20 protein-coding genes are annotated in these 22,282 nt (G+C 39.3%); 13 read left to right on the forward strand and 7 right to left on the reverse strand.

Annotated elements, in window-relative coordinates:
- The first annotated feature begins 99 nt into the window (after window positions 1-99).
- Together ASE74_RS03450 and ASE74_RS03455 are read left to right on the forward strand one after the other, a co-directional pair.
- Window positions 100-741, forward strand: a complete 642-nt coding sequence (locus ASE74_RS03450; protein ID WP_200912255.1) for a DUF47 domain-containing protein — start codon at window positions 100-102, stop codon at window positions 739-741.
- A 12-nt stretch (window positions 742-753) separates the two neighbouring features.
- Window positions 754-1,764 (forward strand): inorganic phosphate transporter, encoded by a 1,011-nt coding sequence (locus tag ASE74_RS03455; protein WP_055904207.1) that lies wholly within the window; start codon window positions 754-756, stop codon window positions 1,762-1,764.
- A gap of 138 nt (window positions 1,765-1,902) precedes the next feature.
- On the opposite strand, the gene ASE74_RS03460 is transcribed toward ASE74_RS03455, so the two are convergent.
- The 3 genes from ASE74_RS03460 to ASE74_RS03470 form a co-directional block, all read right to left on the reverse strand.
- Window positions 1,903-2,517: an FMN-binding negative transcriptional regulator gene (locus tag ASE74_RS03460; RefSeq protein WP_055904210.1), complete on the reverse strand. Its 615-nt coding sequence runs from the start codon at window positions 2,515-2,517 to the stop codon at window positions 1,903-1,905.
- A gap of 107 nt (window positions 2,518-2,624) precedes the next feature.
- Window positions 2,625-3,932, reverse strand: a complete 1,308-nt coding sequence (locus ASE74_RS03465) for a carboxypeptidase-like regulatory domain-containing protein (RefSeq protein WP_055904213.1) — start codon at window positions 3,930-3,932, stop codon at window positions 2,625-2,627.
- Window positions 3,925-4,503: an RNA polymerase sigma factor gene (locus ASE74_RS03470; RefSeq protein ID WP_055904217.1), complete on the reverse strand. Its 579-nt coding sequence runs from the start codon at window positions 4,501-4,503 to the stop codon at window positions 3,925-3,927. Before ASE74_RS03470 ends, ASE74_RS03465 begins: the two co-directional genes overlap by 8 nt.
- A 216-nt stretch (window positions 4,504-4,719) precedes the next feature.
- On the opposite strand from ASE74_RS03470, the gene ASE74_RS03475 reads away from it, so the two are divergent.
- The 10 genes from ASE74_RS03475 (at window position 4,720) to ASE74_RS03520 (ending at window position 12,316) form a co-directional block, all read left to right on the forward strand.
- On the forward strand, window positions 4,720-5,481 hold the full coding sequence (locus tag ASE74_RS03475; protein ID WP_055904220.1) for a DUF4197 domain-containing protein: 762 nt from the start codon (window positions 4,720-4,722) through the stop codon (window positions 5,479-5,481).
- Between the two features lie 221 nt (window positions 5,482-5,702).
- Window positions 5,703-6,638, forward strand: a complete 936-nt coding sequence (locus tag ASE74_RS03480) for a PD40 domain-containing protein (protein WP_082458631.1) — start codon at window positions 5,703-5,705, stop codon at window positions 6,636-6,638.
- Between the two features lie 336 nt (window positions 6,639-6,974).
- Window positions 6,975-7,526 (forward strand): RNA polymerase sigma factor, encoded by a 552-nt coding sequence (locus tag ASE74_RS03485; protein ID WP_055904226.1) that lies wholly within the window; start codon window positions 6,975-6,977, stop codon window positions 7,524-7,526.
- Between the two features lie 10 nt (window positions 7,527-7,536).
- Window positions 7,537-7,890, forward strand: coding sequence for a hypothetical protein (locus tag ASE74_RS03490; RefSeq protein ID WP_200912256.1), 354 nt, complete (start codon window positions 7,537-7,539; stop codon window positions 7,888-7,890).
- 617 nt (window positions 7,891-8,507) lie between these two features.
- Window positions 8,508-8,774 carry a hypothetical protein gene (locus tag ASE74_RS03495; RefSeq protein WP_055904232.1) on the forward strand — a complete coding sequence of 89 codons (267 nt, stop codon included), beginning with the start codon at window positions 8,508-8,510 and terminating at the stop codon, window positions 8,772-8,774.
- A 5-nt stretch (window positions 8,775-8,779) separates the two neighbouring features.
- Window positions 8,780-9,013 (forward strand): hypothetical protein, encoded by a 234-nt coding sequence (locus ASE74_RS03500; protein WP_055904235.1) that lies wholly within the window; start codon window positions 8,780-8,782, stop codon window positions 9,011-9,013.
- Between the two features lie 5 nt (window positions 9,014-9,018).
- On the forward strand, window positions 9,019-9,411 hold the full coding sequence (locus tag ASE74_RS03505; protein WP_055904238.1) for a hypothetical protein: 393 nt from the start codon (window positions 9,019-9,021) through the stop codon (window positions 9,409-9,411).
- A 53-nt stretch (window positions 9,412-9,464) separates the two neighbouring features.
- Window positions 9,465-9,917 (forward strand): Hsp20/alpha crystallin family protein, encoded by a 453-nt coding sequence (locus ASE74_RS03510; protein WP_055904241.1) that lies wholly within the window; start codon window positions 9,465-9,467, stop codon window positions 9,915-9,917.
- Between the two features lie 184 nt (window positions 9,918-10,101).
- Window positions 10,102-11,334 carry a DEAD/DEAH box helicase gene (locus tag ASE74_RS03515; protein WP_055904244.1) on the forward strand — a complete coding sequence of 411 codons (1,233 nt, stop codon included), beginning with the start codon at window positions 10,102-10,104 and terminating at the stop codon, window positions 11,332-11,334.
- Between the two features lie 70 nt (window positions 11,335-11,404).
- On the forward strand, window positions 11,405-12,316 hold the full coding sequence (locus ASE74_RS03520; RefSeq protein ID WP_055904247.1) for an AEC family transporter: 912 nt from the start codon (window positions 11,405-11,407) through the stop codon (window positions 12,314-12,316).
- 87 nt (window positions 12,317-12,403) lie between these two features.
- On the opposite strand, the gene ASE74_RS03525 is transcribed toward ASE74_RS03520, so the two are convergent.
- Window positions 12,404-13,831, reverse strand: a complete 1,428-nt coding sequence (locus ASE74_RS03525; protein ID WP_055904250.1) for an L-serine ammonia-lyase — start codon at window positions 13,829-13,831, stop codon at window positions 12,404-12,406.
- Between the two features lie 110 nt (window positions 13,832-13,941).
- On the opposite strand from ASE74_RS03525, the gene ASE74_RS03530 reads away from it, so the two are divergent.
- Window positions 13,942-14,433, forward strand: coding sequence for an RDD family protein (locus tag ASE74_RS03530; protein WP_055904253.1), 492 nt, complete (start codon window positions 13,942-13,944; stop codon window positions 14,431-14,433).
- Here ASE74_RS03530 and ASE74_RS03535 read toward each other — a convergent pair.
- Genes ASE74_RS03535 through ASE74_RS03545 form a run of 3 tightly spaced genes read right to left on the reverse strand, consistent with a single transcriptional unit; the run spans window position 14,414 to window position 22,061 of the window.
- Window positions 14,414-15,073 carry an MgtC/SapB family protein gene (locus tag ASE74_RS03535; RefSeq protein WP_055904256.1) on the reverse strand — a complete coding sequence of 220 codons (660 nt, stop codon included), beginning with the start codon at window positions 15,071-15,073 and terminating at the stop codon, window positions 14,414-14,416. The genes ASE74_RS03530 and ASE74_RS03535 overlap by 20 nt on opposite strands.
- A gap of 23 nt (window positions 15,074-15,096) precedes the next feature.
- The gene (locus tag ASE74_RS03540; RefSeq protein ID WP_055904259.1) at window positions 15,097-16,119 is read right to left on the reverse strand and encodes a PorP/SprF family type IX secretion system membrane protein; all 1,023 of its coding nucleotides are present in this window, start codon (window positions 16,117-16,119) and stop codon (window positions 15,097-15,099) included.
- Entirely contained in the window at window positions 16,116-22,061 is a 5,946-nt protein-coding gene (locus ASE74_RS03545; protein ID WP_055904261.1) for a PKD domain-containing protein, read from the reverse strand. Before ASE74_RS03545 ends, ASE74_RS03540 begins: the two co-directional genes overlap by 4 nt.
- Window positions 22,062-22,282: the final 221 nt, after the last annotated feature.

Below are 22,282 nucleotides of genomic sequence, written 5' to 3' on the forward strand. Positions count from 1 at the left end.
CTCGTATGACGGAAAACTGGCCGATCTCGTTAATATAATTAATAAATTAACATTAACTTAACATTGGGCTTGTAGCTTTGCAACATATTAAAAATTAACATGAACAATATTTTTAAGTTCTTTACACCTCAAGACAGAAAGTTTCACCCACTTTTCGAACAAGCAGGCAGCAATGCATTAAAAATTGCAGAAACCCTTTTAGAAATGGTGAGCACCGCTGATGCAGAAAGAAGAAAAACAATTTTTAAAGAAATTGAACGCTTAGAGCACGTAGGTGATGATATTACCCATTCGATTTTTCTTGAGTTAAGCAGGAACTTCATTACTCCATTTGATAGAGAAGATATTCACCAATTGGCTACTGCTGTTGATGATGTTGCCGATTATATTTATGGTACTGCAAACCGCATGCAGATGTACAACATGAACACCATTAATGAGCCGATTGTTAAAATCGCTGAGCTTTTGGTAGAAATGTGTACCGATATCGATAAAGCAATAAAAGAATTACGCAGTTTTAAAAATATCCGTGTAATTGCTGATGCTTGTATCCGCATTAACAGTGGCGAAAATCAGGCCGATTATGTATTTACTTTAGCGGTTGCCCGTTTATTTGAATACGAAACCAATGCGATTGAATTAATTAAACAAAAAGAGGTTTTACAAACGATAGAAAAAGCGACAGATAAGTGTGAGGATGTGGCAAATGTGCTTGAAACTATCTTGGTTAAAAACGCTTAATAATACACAAACATGGTAACTACCTTATTGGTTGTTGTTGTAATTCTGGCTATTGCTTTCGATTACATTAACGGCTTTCACGATGCCGCTAACTCGATTGCAACAGTTGTATCTACAAAAGTTCTTACGCCTTTTCAGGCGGTTTTATGGGCTGCGCTTTTTAATTTCGCCGCCTACTTTTATTTTACCGATCATAAAGTAGCCAATACGGTTGCTAAAACAGTTATAGAGCATTATATCACCCTAGAAGTAATCCTTGCAGGATTAATTGCTGCAATTATCTGGAATCTTTTAACCTGGTGGTACGGTATCCCTTCAAGTTCATCACATACGCTTATTGGCGGTTTTGCTGGCGCAGGGATGACTTACGCATTAATTACAGGTGCAAGTCCGCTTGATGCTGTAAACATGGGTTATGTAATTAAAATTATTTCCTTTATTGTTTTGGCTCCGATAATCGGTTTGGTTATTTCTGTTGTTTTAACCCTGATCATTATCAATATCTGCCGAAACGCCAAGCCGGCCACAGCAGAGAAATGGTTTAAACGTTTGCAATTAATTTCTTCTGCAGCCTTAAGTTTCTTTCATGGTGGTAACGATGCTCAAAAAGTAATGGGAATTATTGCAACAGCATTAATTGCAGCAAAGGTTATTCCTAATTTCGAAGCCATGCCTTGGTGGGTTCCTGTAGCTTGTTATTCTGCAATATCATTGGGTACCATGAGTGGTGGCTGGAAAATTGTAAAAACGATGGGTTCTAAAATCACTAAAGTAACAGCACTCGAAGGTGTTGCGGCAGAAGGTGCAGGTGCCATTACATTAGGAATTACTGAACATTTCGGTATCCCGGTATCTACTACACACACTATCACGGGATCTATTGTAGGGGTTGGGGTTGTAAAAAGTGTATCGGCTGTACGTTGGGGGGTAACCATCAACCTGATTTGGGCATGGATTTTAACCATCCCGGTATCGGCCACATTGGCTGCCATTATTTACGCAGCCATTTACTACTTAAAATAAAAACAAAATCCTTTAAATATACTCAAAAGACCAAAGCTCATTGCCTTGGTCTTTTTTTGTTTATCCGCATTAAATCATTTAATGATGAAGTGTAGGATGACGCTATCGGAAATAAAATTATAGCATGAATCGAAATGCTTAAAAATCCTTTTTCATTTCTTTAGCAACTTCTTGATCTATCGCATCATTGCTTTTTTCTAAGTTTGCCACTATGTTTTCTTTATTTTTGGAAGAATGATTTTGACTCATTTTAAAAACGTGGTCGATATGACTAACGGTAACCTCAAAGCCGGTTATTGCTTTTAAATGTTTCTGAATGTAAGCTTCATCCATTTTATTAAATGCCGCAGGGCTCGTTTCTGGATTTTCGTATTTATCAGTCAATTCTTTTATTACCTGATAAGTCTCCTCTGACGACATTAACCTGATCATCCCTTTGGCTTGTACGGTTTTGTAATTCCATGTTGAGGCAGCAGAAGGGTTTTCGTACACTGAAGCACTAATATAAGCGTGTGCCCCTGTAAAAAGTGCCATAACGTGAGGGTTTTGTTCAAAAGCCTTGCAATGATCGGTTTTCGTCATAATATGGCCAATAAGTTTAATTGAATCTTCATCAACTACGGTTTTAACCGGAACCTGCGTGGCAACCGGGAATTCGCCATCGAAACCAATTAAGGTTACAAATGTATTTTGGTGCATAAATTCAAGCACCTCATTTTGATTATCGGCAGTATAGTGGGGTAATTTGTACATGAAATTTTGATTTTTTAGCCCAATAAAGAATGGGTTTCAAAGCGCACAACAGGGCTTGGTATATTGCCCGCTGTAATAATGCAACGCTTTGTGTTTAATAAATGAAATTAAAACTTAACACTGATTTCGACTAAATCAGTACCTTTTTTAGGTAAAACCCAATCAGGGCCATCCTGAATAAGCCGTTTTGCTTCTGCATCAGCTTTTTTGTTGAGCGATTTGATCACAGCAATGTTTGAAGGCCGCCCGTTCTTTTTAACTTTAAAGCTTAAAATCACAAATTGTTCGGGGCCCTTAGGATTATAGAGTTTATTGTTGTTTTCTAAATATTGCACATAGTTGATGGTAGAAACCGGAATAGGTTTCGTAATGCTATCAGCTGATTTTCCATCCAGGTTTTGTTCTGCACGGAGTGTAATTTTTGGCGCAGGAATATTTTCTTTTTTCTGACCGTTGGATCCTGTAATCAGTGCAATTTCATTTAAAGATTTATTTCCGGTAAGGGCATTTTTTATTGCGTTTGGATCTTGTAGACCTGCTATAGGAACTTCTTTAAAACCAATTGCATTGATTAATAATGCTTTATCTTTAGCGCTACTATCAGCAGGTAACGAAAAATATCCTTTTATATCGGTTGCCGTTATATTTTTAGAGCCAGCCAACTTAACTACAGCCCCTTGTATGGGCTTACCATTGCGCTGATCTACTACATTTCCGCTAAATACAATTTTGCTCGAGCCAATTGCAGGCGCAGGTGCTGAAGCTAGCACAGGTTCATTTAAGGATTGCTGTGCAGCCTTTGCTTTAGTGGCAAATCCATTAATATTCTCTAATCTGGAGGTACCTCTGCGGTTATACTCAACAACCGCTTTTTGTTCGGTTGCTACGCGCTCGGCAGGTTGGATCACTTCACTTTTCCTCGAATTTTTTGCCAGATCGCCCGTTTTTGCCTGGGCAATGGCTTTATCTATTAAAGCGGTTTTGGTTGCACTTTGCACTGTTGTATCAGTTTTAGGCTTACTCGAGGCAATGGATGTTGCACTATCCAACTGCACCATTACGCCTTTTTCTTTCCTTGCCGCAATTTCCGCATTTCTGCGACTGGTTTCGCGCATGAAGAACAAAATACTTACCGCAATGAAAGCTACTGTTGCTGTTGCCGCAATACTTAATCTTTGCGTAGTAATGCCCCAGAGTTTGCGTTTTATAGGTTTTTCGGAAACACGGTCGTGCAATTGTTTTTGTAAAATAGAAAGTGTTTGTTTGCGTTTTGGCGATTGTTTTAAACCTTCTAATGCTTCTGCAACAAAGGGATCATCTAAAGCCTGACGCTCAACAAAGTGCATAGCTTTAGCATCAAGTTTACCATCTAGGTAATCTTCCAGCACATCAATATCTAACCAATCGTTATTCACTACTGTTTTTCTCTATACAAATCTTTAAATTCCGTTTACCGTTTTGGATGTAACTTTTTACCTTCAGCATGTCGTAGCCAGTAATATCGGCCACTTCTTTATAGCACTTTTCTTGTAAATAAAATAAATCTACGCTTTTTCGCTGTTCTTCGGGCAAAGTTTCCATACACTTTTCCATAATGGTAAGCTGCGTTTCTTTTGTGTTGTCTATATCCAGATGCACAAACTCGCTGTTTTCCACAAAAGTATCGTCTATAGAAACGTTATTCTGCCTGGCCGATTTCCGCAATGCCATTAAACAATGGTTCCGCGTTAAAACATGAAGCCAGCTTTTGAAATTCTGCACCTCGTGTATTTTTAGTTTCGTAACCAATTCTTCAAAAATCTGCATTACCGCATCTTTACTTTGCTCTTCATCTTTAAAGTAGTTTAAGCAAACCCCGAAAACCAAATGCATGTATTTATTGTAAAGCGTACCCAATGCGTCTAAATCGCCGGTATTTTTATACTCAGCAATTAATTTGGCATCTTCCTGCTGGGTGTTTCCAGCTGTATTTTTTATAAATCTCAAAAAAAAGGTAGCTATTTCGAATTATCTTTCAAGTATAAAAAATATTTTTGAGTGATTGGACATAAACTAATTTTTTAGGCTATCAGCTGCCGAAATTTTGATATCGTAACACCAATTTTAACTGATAACTTAAGTAAGCCGTTTGTAAAGGATTATATTTGAAACAACAATTAATTAATGGCAGCTCTTTTGCTTAAGTTTGATTAAACACACAAAATGAAAACAATCAGGAATTTATCAATATCACTGGCCATGCTGGTATTTGTTAGCTTAAATGCAGGAGCACAGATTAAATTAAGCGATATATTTAAGAAAATTACGGAGAAACCGGGTACAACCACTGCTGCTACAAGTACGCCATCTACACTGGAAATAGGACAGGGGATTAAGGAAGCGTTGCAGATAGGTGTTTCTGCGGGTGCAGACCGGCTTTCGGTTAAAGATGGATTTTTAGGCAATCTTGCAGTTAAAATATTAATGCCGCCTGAAGCACAGAAAGTTGAAAAAACCTTGCGCGGCATAGGTTTGAACAAACTTTGCGATAATGTGATTGTGAGTTTGAACAGGGCTGCTGAAGATGCTGCTACTGAAGCAAAACCCATTTTCATTTCTGCCATTAAACAAATGACTTTAACAGATGCTACGAATATCCTTTTAGGTAATAATAATGCAGCTACCGAATACTTTAAAAGAGTAACCACTTCGCAGCTGATGCAAAAATTTAGTCCGATTGTAACCACGAGTTTAAATAAAGTAAACGCAACAAAATATTACAGTGATTTAACTACACAATACAACCGCTTGCCTTTAGTTAGGCCCGTAAATACCAACCTTACAGAGTATGTTACCCAAAAAGCAATAGATGGTTTATTTGTTGAAGTTGCAAAAGAAGAATTAAAAATCAGAGGTAACCTGAGTTCAAGAAGCACAACCTTATTGCAAAAAGTATTCGGTTACGCAGATAAGAAGAAGATTTAACCGGTTAGCTGGTTCGCGATGACACGAACCATAAATAAAAATGAATGAGATCTAATTTCGGTTTGTGGGGACACAGACCGGGGCAATTTATTTCCCTCCGCCGTTGGTTCCCGAAGCATGATAGAAATAGAATCTATCAAGACAAAGTTTGTTTTAGGTAAAATATAGCTCCACCACGGCATGTGGAATGACAAAAACAAAAACTATTTGTAAAATTGCACATGATGATGTTTAACAAACCATTCGCCTCAGCCTGCATTGCAATTTCGCTTTTTTTAATAGCATGTAACAGCAATAACTCAGAAAATGATGCAAATAAAGCTGTTTTAGATACCATTTCTTTAAGCAATAAAAATTTTGCTCTTGCTTATCAGGATGGCGATAAAATTGTAGCAACCAGTATTGATACCATGAAACAGATTTCGTTTGGTGGTGCTACTGATCCTGCGATTTCGCCAGATGGCAATAAACTGGCTTATACGCTAAGTGATTCTGTTGGAAATAGGTCTGTTTGGATTGCCGATCTGGAAAATAAGAGCCAGGGCAAGCTACAGGTAAACAACAATAATTATTATGGAGCGGTATGGTCTGCCGATGCAGGTAAAATTGCCATTAATGTTTTTAACAAAAACAGTGTGTGGAAAATAGGTGTGATCAAAGCTGATAATTCCGGTTATATCATGCTGGATAGTGCATCGAAAATAAATGCTTTTTCTCCCGCCTGGAAAAATGATCATGAAATTATTGCGCACGATCTGGAAAACCTCTATACTTTTGATCTTTCAGGAAAAATAATCGGTACGGAACCTATAAAAGCTTTAATAGGGACTGTCTATAATATATCGAGTAGCAACGGTTTCTTTTATACCAAAGATGGCAAAAAAATATTTTTTAATGCCGCTAACGGCCCTCTAATAGAAGGTACGCATGATGAAGCTGAAGCAGTTTATCTTCTTGATGTAGCCAGCAAAAAAATAACGCAAATCTCCCCCAAAGGAATTCATGTATCTTTTCTTTTTGTAACTGCGGATGACAGGATTTTTTACAGTGGTGCTGAAAAACCTTACAAGCAAAGCAAAATCTATGTGGCAGATTTAAGTGGGAACATTAAAACGGTAGTTGATAAAGGAACTTATCCAACTGCAGCACTAAAATAGGGACAACTTAATACGTTTACTGAGTTATTGCAAAAATAGCAAAGATAAAAGGATGCATACAGATAAATATCCATGTTTATCTATGCTCAGCCGTTGTTAAAAATGCTTAACTTATTGATATTGGATTATCGCTTCACCTAGGAATTGGCATTAGCAGCATTTCATTTTCAAAAGGAAAGTATTGAAGATTTTGCTCCTCTACATATGGTTTATATCAATACTTGAGAAGTAAGTTTTTGCGCGTAAAATGCTATAATCTAATCTGACCAAAAAAATAAAGAAAATTTAAAGTAATATTGAGTTTCATCCGTTTACTGAATTATTAAACAAAATTTAGTGCCAACAAACGAGCCTCAAAATATCATTTCAACCGTTGCCAACTATGGTAAACGCCTATTCAGTTTCATCCGCGGCAGGGTGAATACAGATGAGGATGCAGAAGATATTTTGCAGGATGTTTGGTTTCAGCTCAGTAATCAACCTGAGGCAGGTGCCATTGAACAGATCAGTGGTTGGCTTTACCGGGTGGCCAGAAATAAAATCACTGATAAATACCGGAAGCAGAAAGAAGAATCGTTAGAAGATTTCACTTTTGAGGGCGAGGATGGCGAGATTAATTTTAAAGAAATTTTGCTTGCCGAATCTTTCTCGCCAGAGGAGGAGAGTTTAAAAAAACTCTTCTGGGATCAGTTGTTTTTGGCCCTTGAGGAACTTCCAGAAAACCAACGCTATGTTTTTGTTCAGAATGAACTGGAGGAACGCACCTTTCAGGAGTTAGCTGATGAAAGCGGCGAAAATATTAAAACACTAATATCAAGAAAAGGTTATGCAGTAAAACACCTGCGGAGCCGTTTACAAAATTTATATCAAGAATTTATTAACTATTAAGTTTACAGACATGATGAATAGAAAATTTAATCGCGGTAAGAAATTCATGTTCTTTTTCCCTGTAGCAGTGCTTATTGCTGCGGTGCTGGGTTACGTAGTTATGTTTTTATGGAACTGGATTTTGCCTGAAATAGCGCATACAGGTAAGCTAAATTACTGGCAGGCAATTGGTTTACTTGTGCTGTGCAGAATATTATTCGGCAATTTTAATAAAGGCGGCCATGGCGGGCATAATGGTTTCCGTGAGCGGGCAATGGGTATGCGCGCCAAATGGGAGATGATGAATGAAGAGGAGCGGGCAAAATTTAAAGCGGAATATAAACGGAGATGTGGCGGATGGGGCCACTATCGTAACAAAGAATAATTGAAAGCTTTTAGCGAATCGTTATCTAAAAAGTAACGCGGAGCGATCTATTAAGACAGATTTCTCCATTTCGCTGCACTTCAGTCGAAATGAAGATTGATTTTTTTACTATCATACTAATAAGGACTTTCTACTTGCCATAAAGATTGCTTCGTCGGCTGAAAAAGCCTTCTCGCAATGACGATACCCGTTGGATATTCATTTCCTTAAAATCAGGTCACCTCCGTGCTTTCTGTGTTGCCGTGGCAAAAACTGATCTCTATGTAAAGCTGTGGCTAAAATCCTTGGACTACGCTACCATTAGCAGGCTTCAGTAAAGCGTCGGCTGAAAAAGCCTTCAGCAATGACGATACCCGTTGGATATTCATTTCCTTAAAATCAGGTCACCTCCGTGCTTTCTGTGTTTCCGTGGCAAAAACTAATCTCTGTGTAATTCTGTGGTTAAAATCCTTCCATTACGCTACCAACTAGAAATAACACAAGTATTTTAAAAAATCCAAAATAATTTAAAGTAAAAATAAAAGTCTTGCGTCTTCCTATATAAATAACAAAAACAACAGTATTGGTGCTTCAACTAATTTAAGGTGAATGGATTACAGTACTTAAAATTATAAGAGATGAAAAAAATATTAAAAACCATCGGATTCGGAATTGTAATCGGAGCAGCCGCTTTCTTCATACCATTTGTATTCAAATTTATATTCGCCGCAATGTTAATTGGCCTAATTTTCAGGGTGATTATTGGTAGAAGACGCCATCATTTCCACCATCGCTTTAACGGCTTCGAGCAATATTACAATCCAATTGTACCGATTGATAACCAATGGTACAGGCCAAATGTGCAAGGTAATGGAACAGTGAACAACATTAACGTAAATTATTAACAGCAATGAGAGCATTTAGAATATTATTAGCAATTGCTGTAGCAGCAGGCACTTTTTACAGCTTAAATGTATTGGCTGTTCAAAATGGTTACCGCGATCGGTTAGACTTTAAAAACAGGCATTACCATGATGATTGCCAGCAAGAGCATTACAGGAATCATAGTTTCAGCCATCACAATAGAAAAATGAATGATAGTGTGATTAAACCTATCGACAGTATAAATAAGGTAAACAGATAGAAATTATGTCGCAAGTACTTTTTTTAAGTGATCCATCTCAAGCGGATGTTCGGCCTATTTTAGGGATGGCGAATGATCTGATTACGAAAGGAGAAAAGGTAACCTTTTTCAGTTCTGATGAATTTAAGGGCTCCGTTGAGGAAATTGGTGCCGACTTTAAAGCATACAATCAGGAACTGAACATTTTTCGGGAGAAAAAAGAGGTGGCTGAAGATGAGAAACCGAAATCGGGATTGATTAGTGCACTACTTGAGCCAATGAAATTTATTGATGATATTTTGGTTCAGATAAGGGGTTTAAAATTTGATTATGCAGTTTTCTCACCATCATATCCTTATGCAAATATCATCACGCAATTATTGGGTATCCCTAAAACCGAACAACCGGTTTACAACTAACATTGGCTTGCCAATAAATTAACAGCATTAACAACAATTAAAAATTAAACACAATGTACAACGAAAATAGATGCCATTCGGGCAAGATGCATAGCCGTTTCGGCTCAGGAGCAGGCAGATTTGGAAAACAATTTGGCGGGCCCTTTGGTCACCATAAATTTGGGATGTTTAACCAGGGATTTAGAAAAGTACCTGTAAACATCGAAGAAACGGAAAGCAGTTTTATTATTGAGCTTTTTGCACCTGCATTAGTTAAAACGCATTTAAAAGTGATTACTAAAGATGATGTATTAACGATCAGTTACCAGCCTAAAGAGGAGGCAGATGCTGAAAAAAAATACAACCGCAGGGAATACAGCAACGCTGGCTTTGAAAGGGCCTTCGGCTTAAATGGAAAGGTTTTATCAGATGATATTTCAGCACATTATGCTGATGGAATTTTAAAGGTTACGCTACCTAAAAACCCTGAAACGAATACACCGGAAAAAGATATTCTGGTAGACTAAGTTTCGTCTATTATAATTTCCAAGCCTCAATTGTTTTTTTACAGTTGGGGCTATTTTTTTATGCTTTGCCAGAAAATGTAGTTTTTTTGCATTTCAAAATCGTTAAACTGTAGCTATATTGAAATGCGGTTTGCTATTCGCCGTATTTTAAGGTACTTTTGCTAAAAGACATAAACACAACAGATTGAATTTTAACGACTTTAATTTTAACCCCGATTTATACGAAGGCTTAATGGCCATGGGGTATAAAAGCGCTACTCCAATACAAGAACAAGCCATTCCAGTAATTTTAGACAATCATGATCTGATTGCCTGTGCACAAACCGGAACGGGAAAAACCGCCAGCTACCTTTTACCAGTAATGGATAAAATCAGCAAAGCTGCAGACAGACATAATAATACTTTGATATTGGCTCCAACACGCGAGCTGGCCCAACAAATCGACTTACAGGTTGAAGCATTGGCTTATTTTACAAATATCAGTTCTTTAGCGGTATATGGCGGTGGAGATGGGATTGCATATGAGCAACAAAAACGCTCAATGCGCGATGGAGTGGATATTATTATTGCCACGCCGGGCAGGTTGATGGCGCATTTATCATCCGGCGTATTAAAATTGGAGCATTTGCAGCATTTAATTTTAGATGAAGCCGATAGGATGTTGGACATGGGTTTTTATGATGACATTATCCGCATCATCAGCTACCTGCCAAAGAAAAGGCAAACACTTTTATTTTCGGCTACAATGGCGCCTAAAATAAGAACAATGGCAGGCAAGATTTTGCACGAACCGAAGCAAATTACCATTTCAATTGCTAAACCAGCTGAAGGAATTGATCAGCAAGCCTACAATATCCACGATCAGCAGAAACAGGCATTATTAACCGATATTTTTAAAAGCGGACAATACAAAAGCAGTATTATTTTCGTTTCGACTAAAGAAAAAGTAAAGGCTTTATACAAAACTTTTAAAGGTTTGGGCATTAAAGCAGAAGCCTTCCACTCTGATTTAGGACAGAAAGAGCGTGAAGATATTTTATTGGCTTTCAAAAACCGCAGACTGCCAATTTTAATCGGAACAGATGTTTTATCCAGAGGGATTGATGTTGAAGGTATCGATTTGGTAATCAATTACGATGTTCCCGGCGATCCGGCTGATTATGTACACCGTATTGGCCGTACTGCAAGGGCCGCCACAAAAGGAACCGCCATTACTTTAGTAAATGGAAGAGACAAGCGTAAATTCGATAACATCGAAAAATTGATTGAAAAAGAAGTTCCACGCATGCCTCTGCCCGAGAGTGTAGCCGCAATAGAAATTACACATGTTGAAGAAAAAAGACCTCAGCATAGTAATAATAATAATGGAAAGAAAAAGGTTTGGCATAAAAAGAAGAAGCCAAAACCATCTGCATAAATTATTAAAACGCCGATAAGTACAATTCTTATTGGCGTTTTTCTTTTATAAACTATCTTTGCGCAATTAGATGGCAAACTTCATTCTTATAGGTTTATGCATTTTAGCGGGAATTCTTTTCAGAAAAAGTAAATCGCTACCTAAAGATGCTCATAAAGGCATCAATGCCTGGATTATTTACATCGCACTCCCTGCTGTTTCTTTTAAGTATCTTCCACATATCACCTGGACTAAAGATCTGTTATTTCCCGCCCTGGCACCGGTATGCATCTGGTTGTGCGGTTGGTTATTTATTACAATTTACAGCCGCATCACAAATATTAGTAAAGCAACTTCAGGCGGTTTAAAACTCACCAGTTCCTTAAGCAATACATCTTTTGTTGGCTTTCCGTTAATTGTAGCATATTTTAGCGAAAAAGAGTTGGCTATAGCCATTATCTGTGATCAGGTTACATTTACGCTATTATCTACCATTGGCATCATTGTAGCCATTCGTTCATCGCAAAATCAACAGTTAAGTCCGAAATTGGTACTTAAAAAGGTATTGACATTTCCGCCGCTTATAGGTTGTATTTTAGCTTTAAGCATTCCACATTTTATTGATATTTCTGCTTTCGATCCATTGTTTGATAAATTAGCCGGAACGGTAGGTCCGCTGGCATTATTTTCAATAGGTTTACAGCTAAAATTCGGGGGGTGGTTTAGCGAACTAAAACACATCAGCTTTGCACTATTGTATAAATTAATTTTGGCACCCTTGGTTGTTCTGCTTGTTGCGCTTGCTTTGGGCATGAACGGAACAATTACCAAAATAACCATTTTCGAAATGGCTATGCCAACATTATTAACGGCTGGCGTGGTAGCCGATCAGTATAATCTTAACCCAAAGCTTTCTAATTTAGTGGTGGGCATCGGGATTTTGCTTTCTTTCATTACCACGGGCTTATGGTGGATGGTGCTCACTTATTCGGGCCTGGTTTAAGTATTTTTCAGTTATGAACGGGGAAATACAAAATACTATCCTTCAAATAAAGGGTTTTTAATCAATCATTTATCCTTAATTTCAGCATTAACATTCAGGCAAACTGATCGGAATATTTGTTGCCAAACCACCATCAGATGTTTCTTTGTATTTGGCATTCATATCCAAGGCGGTTTCCCACATGGTATTTACCACGGCATCTAAACTCACTTTTGCTTTATCAGGATTACTTTGTAAAGCCAATTGACTTGCAGTAATGGCTTTGATTGCTCCCATTGTGTTTCTTTCGATGCATGGAATTTGCACCAGTCCGCCTATCGGATCGCAAGTTAAGCCTAAATGATGCTCCATGGCAATTTCGGCAGCCATTAAAACCTGCCTTTGCGAGCCTCCTAAACATTCTGTAAGTGCTGCGGCTGCCATAGCTGATGAAACTCCTATTTCGGCCTGGCAACCACCCATTGCTGCCGATATTGTTGCCCCTTTTTTAAAAATACTGCCAATTTCTGAAGCACAGGCAATAAATTGAATAATTTTTTCTTCACTATAACCATCACAAAAGGTTATAAAATATTGGAGTACCGCCGGAATTACCCCTGCCGCGCCATTTGTTGGTGCCGTTACCACACGCCCAAATGATGCGTTTTCTTCATTAACTGCCAGCGCGAAACAACTTACCCAATCTAACGTGTAATTAAAGCCGTTACCGCCTTTTTTAATGGCTTCTACCCAGGTATCATAGTTTGAATATTCGCTGTTGGCAATAAGGCGTTTATTTAATGGGAAGGCCCTTCTGGCAACATTTAAACCTCCAGGTAAAAAACCAGTAGTATGGCAACCACGATAAATGCAATCCCGCATTACGGCAAAATGTTGTAAAATGCCTCTTTTGGTTTCTGCCTCACTGCGCCAGGCCAATTCGTTTTCCATCACAATTTCGCTCACTTTTAAACCGGTTGAGAGGCACCAATGCAAAAGTTCTTTGGCTTTTTCAACTGGAAAAGGAAGATCAACCTGTGCTTTTTTACTACTGTCTTCACCCTCTTTTACCACAAAACCACCACCGATGGAGTAATAAGTTTCTGAAACTCCGGTTCCGTTTTTTAAAAATGCCTGAAAAGTAACCGCATTCGGGTGAAAGGGCAGGCTTTCTGCAAAGAGAAAAAGAAGGTCGTTGCTGTAATCGAAATCGATAATTAAACTACCTGCGAAGTTTAGTTTTTTGTCTTTTTTTATGCTTTCAAAAGTAGGCGTAACCGCATCTACATCAAAAGTTACAGGATCAGCACCGGTTAAGCCAAGTAAAATGGCTACATCGGTTCCGTGGCCCACACCTGTTTTGGCAAGTGAGCCATATAACAATATTTTTATACCCTCAATTTCATTAATTAAGTTGTTTTGAGCGAGCGATGCTGTAAATTGTTGTGCTGCACGCCATGGGCCAAGAGTATGTGAACTGGATGGGCCAATGCCTATTTTAAAAATATCGAAAACTGAAATCTGTTCCTTGATCATTATGATTATAGTTACACAAAGCTAGGATTGTTTTATGATTTTGGATAAATTAATTTTGCGCTATGGTGAAAATATTTTAACTTGGAAAGGTCTAATATAAACGCCTCAAAATGAACTTCGACAACAGTTATCAAGAAATTGATTTAGAATACTGCCGTGCCAGCTCTGGCAAAAGATTCGCTAATTATATTATAGATACAGCCGTATTTTACATCCTTGCATTTGGACTTGGTATAGTGATTGGCATTTTTAAGCGAAGCCTTTTAAATGATATTGATGACCTGGCTTTACGGTTAATTACGCTATTGTTTTATGGCATAGTAATGTTTATGACAGAGGCAATGTGCAACGGGAAATCGTTAGGTAAATTAATTACTGGTACAAGGGCAGTAAATTATGATGGTACTGATATGTCTTTTCAAAAAGCATTAGTTCGGAATATTGTAAGGGCAATACCTTTTAATGCGTTAAGTGCTTTAGGTACTCCAAGTATCCCATGGCACGATCGCTGGTCGGACACAATGGTGGTTGACGAGAAAAAACTACCATTACAAACCCAAAGGGTTGATTTGTTTGATTCGGTTAAAAATCAAACTCTATAATGTCATCATCTTTAAGCATCCGCTCTACAAATTTTTGATGGTTTTGTGGCGTACCGGTAGCAATCCAGTTCCCTGTGATAATATTATCCGCCAATTGGTGTTTTCCGCGCTGTGGTTTAAGTTTGCTCTCGCGAAAAACTTCCTCATAGCTTTCTAAATTGCCATGGGTATGCTGTTTTTTAACAATACGATATACTCTTTTAGTGAAACGGCGGTCGCCAATTTCTTCTAAAAAAGGAAAAATAATCAGCGCAAGTAAAACCACAATGGTAACCCCTATGGCCTGTTCATAATAACCAGAACCTACTGCCATACCAATTGCAGCAACAATCCAGATAATACAGGCCGTTGTAAGTCCTTTAACCCGGTTTTCTTCTTTAAAAATTACTCCGGCACCCAAAAAACCAATTCCGGTTACAATATTGGATGCAATACGGTCCTGACTGGTTGGTCCGATTTTAATGGATAGGATGGTAAATAATGTAGCTCCTAAACCGATCATCATCATGGTTTTAAGACCGGCAGATTTACTTCTGTATTCGCGTTCTGCGCCTATTATACCGCAAAGGAGAGTGGCCAATAAAAATTTATTGATTTCACTCTGTGTAATGAAATGGTTTTGATCTAGGATATCGTTCATTGCCTTGAATTATCAATGGCAAATTAGTAAAAATCGTAACATCTTAAGCCATTTGCCCGGCCACCGCTTGAACTATTTTGAAAATACTTTTCGTAACCCACCCCAATTTCGGATGTCCCGCTTGTATTGCTATAATTGATTTTTGAAGTTGTAGCATCGTGACTGATGCCCAGCCTGAATTTTTCGCCATTGGTACGTCTGTTGAAAATATCAAATATTACAGAAAAAACAACTGCATCACTTCCGTTCGAATTGCCATCGTTGCGGTACCAAATGCCTGCATTTATACCTGCATATTTGTATTGCATGCCTACACTGAATGATTTTACATTGCCTTGTTTGTAGGCTACAATAGAAGGTATGAGGTAATTTCCATCGCGGTCGTACTCATCGGGTGCCAGGGTAAGTTTGTAACTTAAATTGGCCGATATCCGCATGGGCAATTTAGCCTGGAAACCCGATAATGATTCATCCGGACGGTTAAGGTGATGCGCTGCCAGGCCCATCATAAATTTGCCATAAACCAGGTTTGCACCAGCGTTGGCATCAAGATAAAACCGGCTATCTACACTTGGCCGCTCGGCACCAGAAACACTGCCCGGAATATAGCCTGTATTAATATCAATCTGATCGCCGAAAACAAGTTTATCCCAATTTAATTTCTGATTGGTGATGCCACCCTGCAATCCGAACGACAGTGTAAAGTCATCACCCCCAATAATATACGAATAACTTAATGCAATATTGTTTTTTACCAGGTAAGCGGTACCCTCGCTGCTGCGGTTAAAAATAAGTCCAACACCGCTGTTTATCTGATGGAGGTTGAGGTCTCCGGAAGCACTCATGTACGAAAAGTCGCTTGCCAAACCAGTCCATTGATTGCGGTATAGGGCATTAAACCTAATGTCGCCTTCAAATTGCCCCGTTAACGCCGGATTTAAGTAAATCGGCGCATTATAAAACTGCGAAAAAATATGGTCCTGCGCTAACATCATCAGCGGAAGCACCATTATAAACAAAACCAATATTATCCTTCTCCTCATCATCTTATTAAATATATTACGCCCGTTTTACGTGGAGGTGAAGAATCATAACTCATCCCTTTCCAATCGCTGCCATTAATAAATTTTATATCTATTTTCCAGTAATAAACACCCTGTGGCTGTTCCTGGCCCTTATAGGTACCATCCCAACCTTCAATCGGCGAGCCATCATCAAGTTTACTTGTTTCCCATAGCAGTTGGCCCCATTTATTGAAAACAGACATTTGCCATTCTTTTATGCCACGGCCCTTGGCTTTAAAAATTTTGATCTCGTTCTTCGCACTTGCAGGCATAAATGAATTCGGAATGTTCAAAAACCCGGGTACACCGATAATTCTTACGGATTGGAATGTAGTAGAAGAACAACCTTCTTTATTGAGCACTTTGAGGGTTACATTGTAAGTGCCCTCGTTTGCATAGGTATGGGTTGGATTTTGTAAGGTAGATCCCGATCCATCGCCAAATGTCCATTGCCAGCTTACCGCATTCGGGCTTACATCTTTAAAGCCAAATGTATAATTTGGAATAGAAGTTTCATTACCGGGTGTAACGGTAAATGTGGCTACCGGCGGGGCAACAATATGAATAAAATCGGCTATTGTGGTACTATTGGTACAGGTTAAACTATTTGTAGTGGTTAAGGTTACGGCGTAATTTGCATTTGATCCTGTATAGGTATGCTGAGGCTCAAACTCATTCGAAATTGGTGAACCATCACCAAAATCCCAGCTGTAACTGATGGCGCCAACACTCGTGTTTTTAAATTTAACGGCAAGGTTGGTACAACCTGTTGTTTTATCGGCACTGAAACTTGCTGTAGGTTGGGCAAGTACAGTTACCGTTTCGGTAGTGAAATTTTTTGAACAATCATTTTCCGCATCCAGTTTAATGGTGTATTTACCTGCTTTGGTAAAAGTGTAAGGGAAAACGCCCGTGGTGTTAGAAGGGAGTTGAATAATTTCGCCAGTATCTTCGTTGGTAAAGGTGTAAATAAACCGATTGGCACCGCTTGAATTGTTTACGAAATTTACTTTCCATGGTGCACAGCCTTTTTTCTCGTTTCCGTTAACAACCAGTTCTGCAATTACGTTATTTGGCGAAACTACAATGGTATTGCTGGATGTACTGGTACCACAGCTGTTTTTCGCGGTCATGGTTACTATAAAATCTTTAACCACAAGCGTACTAAAGGTATGGCTTACTTTTCTTCTGTCAGGATAGATTTCAGGGGTACTGCCATCACCAAAATCGTAGGTATAGGTAGTACCTGTACTTTCTGGAGAAGTATTGTTAAAATTAACGAGCAGATCCGAACACCCTATGGTTTTATCCGGAGAAAATACCGAAATAGGTTTTGCATGCACCGTAACCGTTACTGTTTTTATAATTGGAGGTCCGCAGGGAACAGTGGTTTCTAAGGTAACATTGTATACAGCATCTTTACCGGTCGGATCTGCCTGAAAAGTGATTGCTGGTGGCTGAGCCAGATTTGAAGTTGTACCATTGTCGAAATTCCATTTATAGGTTGCGCCATTAATTGGGGTTGTGGTATTGGTGAACGTTACATTAAGTGGCCCACAGCCATCAGTTGTACTTGCTGTAAATGAAGGGTTAATTACAGGAAGGCTGGTAAATATTTCACTTTTTTCATCGCTATTACAGCCTAAACCACTGGTTACAACAAGTTTAATGGTTACAGTTTCGTTTCCGTTTAAAATGGTGTAACCAGGAAAAGTTGGTCCCGTTCCAATTTGTACATTATTGGCAAACCAGGTATAAATGTTGTTCCTGTCTGGATATAAAGTTGCAGCAATATTGTTTGCATCAAGAATAAAAGGCGCACAGCCCACATTATTATTGTAAGTGATTTCTGCTTTGGCAGGCAGATTTACCGTTATTTTTATCTGGTTGCTAATATTGTTGCTACACGCACCGCCACTTACAGCTCGTCTGTAATAGATAGTTGCAGCAGGTGTTTGCGGGGTAAAACTTATTCCGGTTGCACCCAATACATCTGTCCATATGGTTCCGTTAGTGCTCGATTGCCATTGATAAGCATAAGTACCACTGCCTCCACTTGGCGTGCTGCCTGTTAATTGTGCAGCTGCCGATCCGGTACAAATATTTTGATCTGCAGAAATCGTATTATTGGTTAAACCTGGCAAAACGGTAACCTGGATCGAATTGCTGATGGAGGTACAAATGGTACTGTTCACCAATCGCCTGAAATAAGTAGATAGGCTTACTACCAAAGTTAAATCCTTATTTGTTGCCGATGGAACATTTATCCATGTATTTCCGTCAGCGCTGCTTTGCCATTGATAAGCAAATGTACCTGTTCCACCTGTCGGTGTATCTCCTGTTATGGTAATGCTCTGCCCCGAGCAAGTTGCTCCAGCTAAAGGATTGATGTTATTGGTAACCGGTGGGTAGTAAACAATTGTAACTTCATCTACAGAAGGCGGACAGCCGTTAAAACCAGAAATTGTCCACCTGAAAGTATAGGTTTGGCCAGGCACCAAGCCCGTTACAGTGGTGTTATATAGCGTAGGATTGGTGATAACGATACCCGTTTGTGAAGAAACCAGTGTCCATAAACCCGTGTTTGGCGCAGGATTGTTTCCGTTTAAGGTAATGCCATTTCCACTACATAAGCTTTGATCTGCACCTGCATTTGCGGCTACTGTGCCTGGGTTTACTGTAATAGTGGTTACTGTTGATATGGCTTCTGCGCAGCTGCCACTTTGTACCACCGCACGGTATTTTGTGGTGATGGCAAGGTTAGAAAATACATATGGATTTGCTGTAGAAGTAATGGTAGACCAGGTTACACCATTATCAATCGATTTTTCCCAGCGGATTACGTTTCCAACCTGCCCGCTTAAGGTAATGTTTCCTCCATTTGCTCCTGCACATACATCTACATCACCCGCTGTTGTTCCTCCAATACTAAGGGGATTTACCGTAATCACCACATCATCGCTGGATGCAGCGCAATTTGCATCGCTGATTGTCCACCTTAATGTATAAGTATTGCCTGCCTGCAATCCGGAAACCGTAGTATTGCTTTGAGTATCATCTGCAAAAGTTAAGGCCGTAGGTGCAGAAACAACAGCCCATTTACCCGTGCCAACTACAGGAGCATTTCCTTTTAAAATATAAGTGGTAGCATTACAAATTGCATCATCTGCACCAGCATTTGCCAGGGTTACATTTGGTAAAACTGTAATGGTGATGGTAATGGGCGTACCCGGGCAGCCGTTTGTTGATGTTGGTGTAACCACATAACTTACTGAGCCTGCGGTAGTGCCAGAATTGGTTAAAATATCATTTATCTGTGTGCCTGCAGCAGCTACAGTTCTGTTGCTGTTGCCGGTTATAGCGCCCATTACCGTGCTGGTATAGGTGTAGTTTACATTCGCCAGGTTAGCTGATAGGGTGATGGCTGATGAAGTTGCATTACAGATTGTACCAGGTGCCGTTGCCGATACTATTGGGTTAGGTTTTACGGTTACCACGAAAGAGAATGGTGTTCCATCACAACCATCTAAATGTGGTATAATAGTATAGGTAACGTTCGCATCAGTGGTAGGATCTGAATTGGTGAGCACATCGCCAATATTGCCAGTACCATTTGCAGTGTAGCCAATAGCAGTTCCGGTGGCCGTCCAGGTGTATGTAACGCCCGCCACGGCTGATGTGGGCGTATACCCTACATTATTACCTGTACAAATGGTTTTACTGGCTGCGCTTGTTAAACTGATATCCGGTTTAATTTTTAAGATGATATCATCATTAATCTGGTTGCAGGGTGCTGCCAGTGCCGTTGTTACGCGAAGTTGTAAAGTAACGGTTCCTGCGGTTTTTTCGGCTGCAGTAGGTGTATAAACTGCGTTTAAATCGTTTCTGTTGGGTGTAAAAATTCCCTGACCGCCAACCCAAGTTTGAGTTGAAGTAGTACCTGTTATTGTTGCGCTGAGTGTAAAACTCGGGTCGTTGAAACAGATACTTTGATCTGCTCCGGCGTTAACTACAGGAGCTGTGCTAAATGTTAATACTTGCGTATCTTCTGCGGTACCGCAATTATTTTTATGGATAACTTTGATTGTATAAGTATCGTAGCTATCAAATTTTATAGATGGATATTTTGAATTCGCTGTTGTGCCTCCTGTAAAACTATATGTGCCGGTTCCGGTAGGGGTAACTGTCCATGTGTAAGTATCGGCTAAATCAAGTGTTGTACCTGAGATTGAAGTTTTGGTTGGGCCCGTTGTGGTGTTATTGAAATCGTAAGTGGCTAAATTGCAAAGCGTAATATCAGGCGAAAGTGTTGCTACAGGACTCTGATTAACCACAACAGTTTGCGGTGCGCTAATAATTACGCCGCAAGATGGTGTACTGATGCTTAAAGTAACCCTATAAGTGCCTGGATTAGTAAAATTAAATATCGGCTCCCGGCTTGTTGCGCTTGTTCCTCCTGTAAAACCCACTGCCGGGGTAACCGACCAAGAATAGCTATTGGCTGCGTTACAGGTATTATCTAAAATTGAAAGATCAGTGGGTTTTAATGTAGTTCCAGAGCAGATTGTACTCGGTGTAATGCTAAAGGCGGGTTTTGGTGGATCCTGGATACAGATTGTCATCTCCACCGGATCAGCATCACACTCTCCGGTAATATTTTTAGAAACCAGCTTTATTTTATGCTCACCGTGAGTTGGAAAACTATAAACAAAATTGTACGATTTTGGTTTATCAGCCGCTTTAATTACCCCATCAACATACCAATCATAAGTTATATTATTTGGGGTACAGGCTGGTGTGTTGGTGTTTGGATTTTCGCCTAAAACAGAAGTATTAACAAAGGTAATATTTGCACCGGTACAGCCCGGGTTGTTATAGGTAAATGAATTTATCGGCTTTACCACCACTTTAGCAGATGAAGAAACAGGCGTACCCATTGTGCTGCAAAAAGCATTCGATACCCTGATAGATACATCAAAAGCATTATAAATTGTGCCCGCACTTGATGTAGAAACACTTCCGCACGATGATTTGGTGTAAGCATGCGTTACCTTACCTCCGTTTGCAATAATTTCGCAAAGCGTATGGGTTGTTGTAGACTGATCACCCCATGTAATGGTATAAATATCTCCGGGAAAGTTGTTTTGAATACCCGAAACTGACGTTACATCTACGTTAAAGTTAAAGTTGGCCGATGGTAAACACAATACGGTATTTCCTGTGTTGGCAAATGCGGTTATCGCTTTATTATTGATCAGCAAATAAGCCTTTGTAGCCACAGTACCATTCGGCATTACTGCTTTGGTATAAATGGTATAATGTACCTGTTGCGCGGTAAAACTCTGTATTGCGGTAGTAAAGCTCAATTGTGATGGTGCGCCACCGTTTACTTCATCACTGATGGAAGCGGTAACGGTGCTATTTGCCGTAGATTCGTTTGTGAGTGAAAATGAGTTGTTGGCCCTGCCGATACAGGTACCGAAAGTTTCGTCGCTTGTGGCATTTAATAATGTTGAAGTTAATTTCGCTTCAACTGCCGTTCCTGCCTTTACTTCAAATGCGGTAGAAGCTGCACTCACTGATGCTGGATTGGTAGATTTTACCCTTACCCTGTATCCAGTTCCTGCGGTAAGCCCTGCCGGAAGCTTCCCATTGATATAAGTACTGTAAAATCCGTTATAACTTCCAATGAGTGTTTCTGCACCGAAATTTCCATTTTGATCGGATAAGTATAACTGAAAGATATTACCCTGCGATATACAGGTTGCAGGTACAGTGAAAGGTACAGCAATGGTGCTGCCTGGTGTAAATGGCCCTGGATCTACTGTGCCAATAACAACCTGGGAATAACTTGTTGACGCATATAGAATTGCCCCAAAAAATAGGACAAAAAAAAGCCATTTCCTTTTACAACGAATCTTCATATATCTCTAACACTAGGGAATGATTTTATTGCGTTCTGGAAGCTTAGTGAAACTTACTATATCCAACCTCAGAAATGAGTATCGAACCTAAGACGCGTCAATAAATATTCATATCAAAGAACGTTATTTTGGAAATACAGATTCAAAATTTTACACCAACAATAACTAAATGAGTAGGTTATATGGGCATTAAAGCTTCGTTTATGATGGTTTTAAGGCAT

The sequence above is a fragment of the Pedobacter sp. Leaf216 genome, from assembly GCF_001421515.1.
Taxonomy (GTDB): Bacteria; Bacteroidota; Bacteroidia; order Sphingobacteriales; family Sphingobacteriaceae; genus Pedobacter.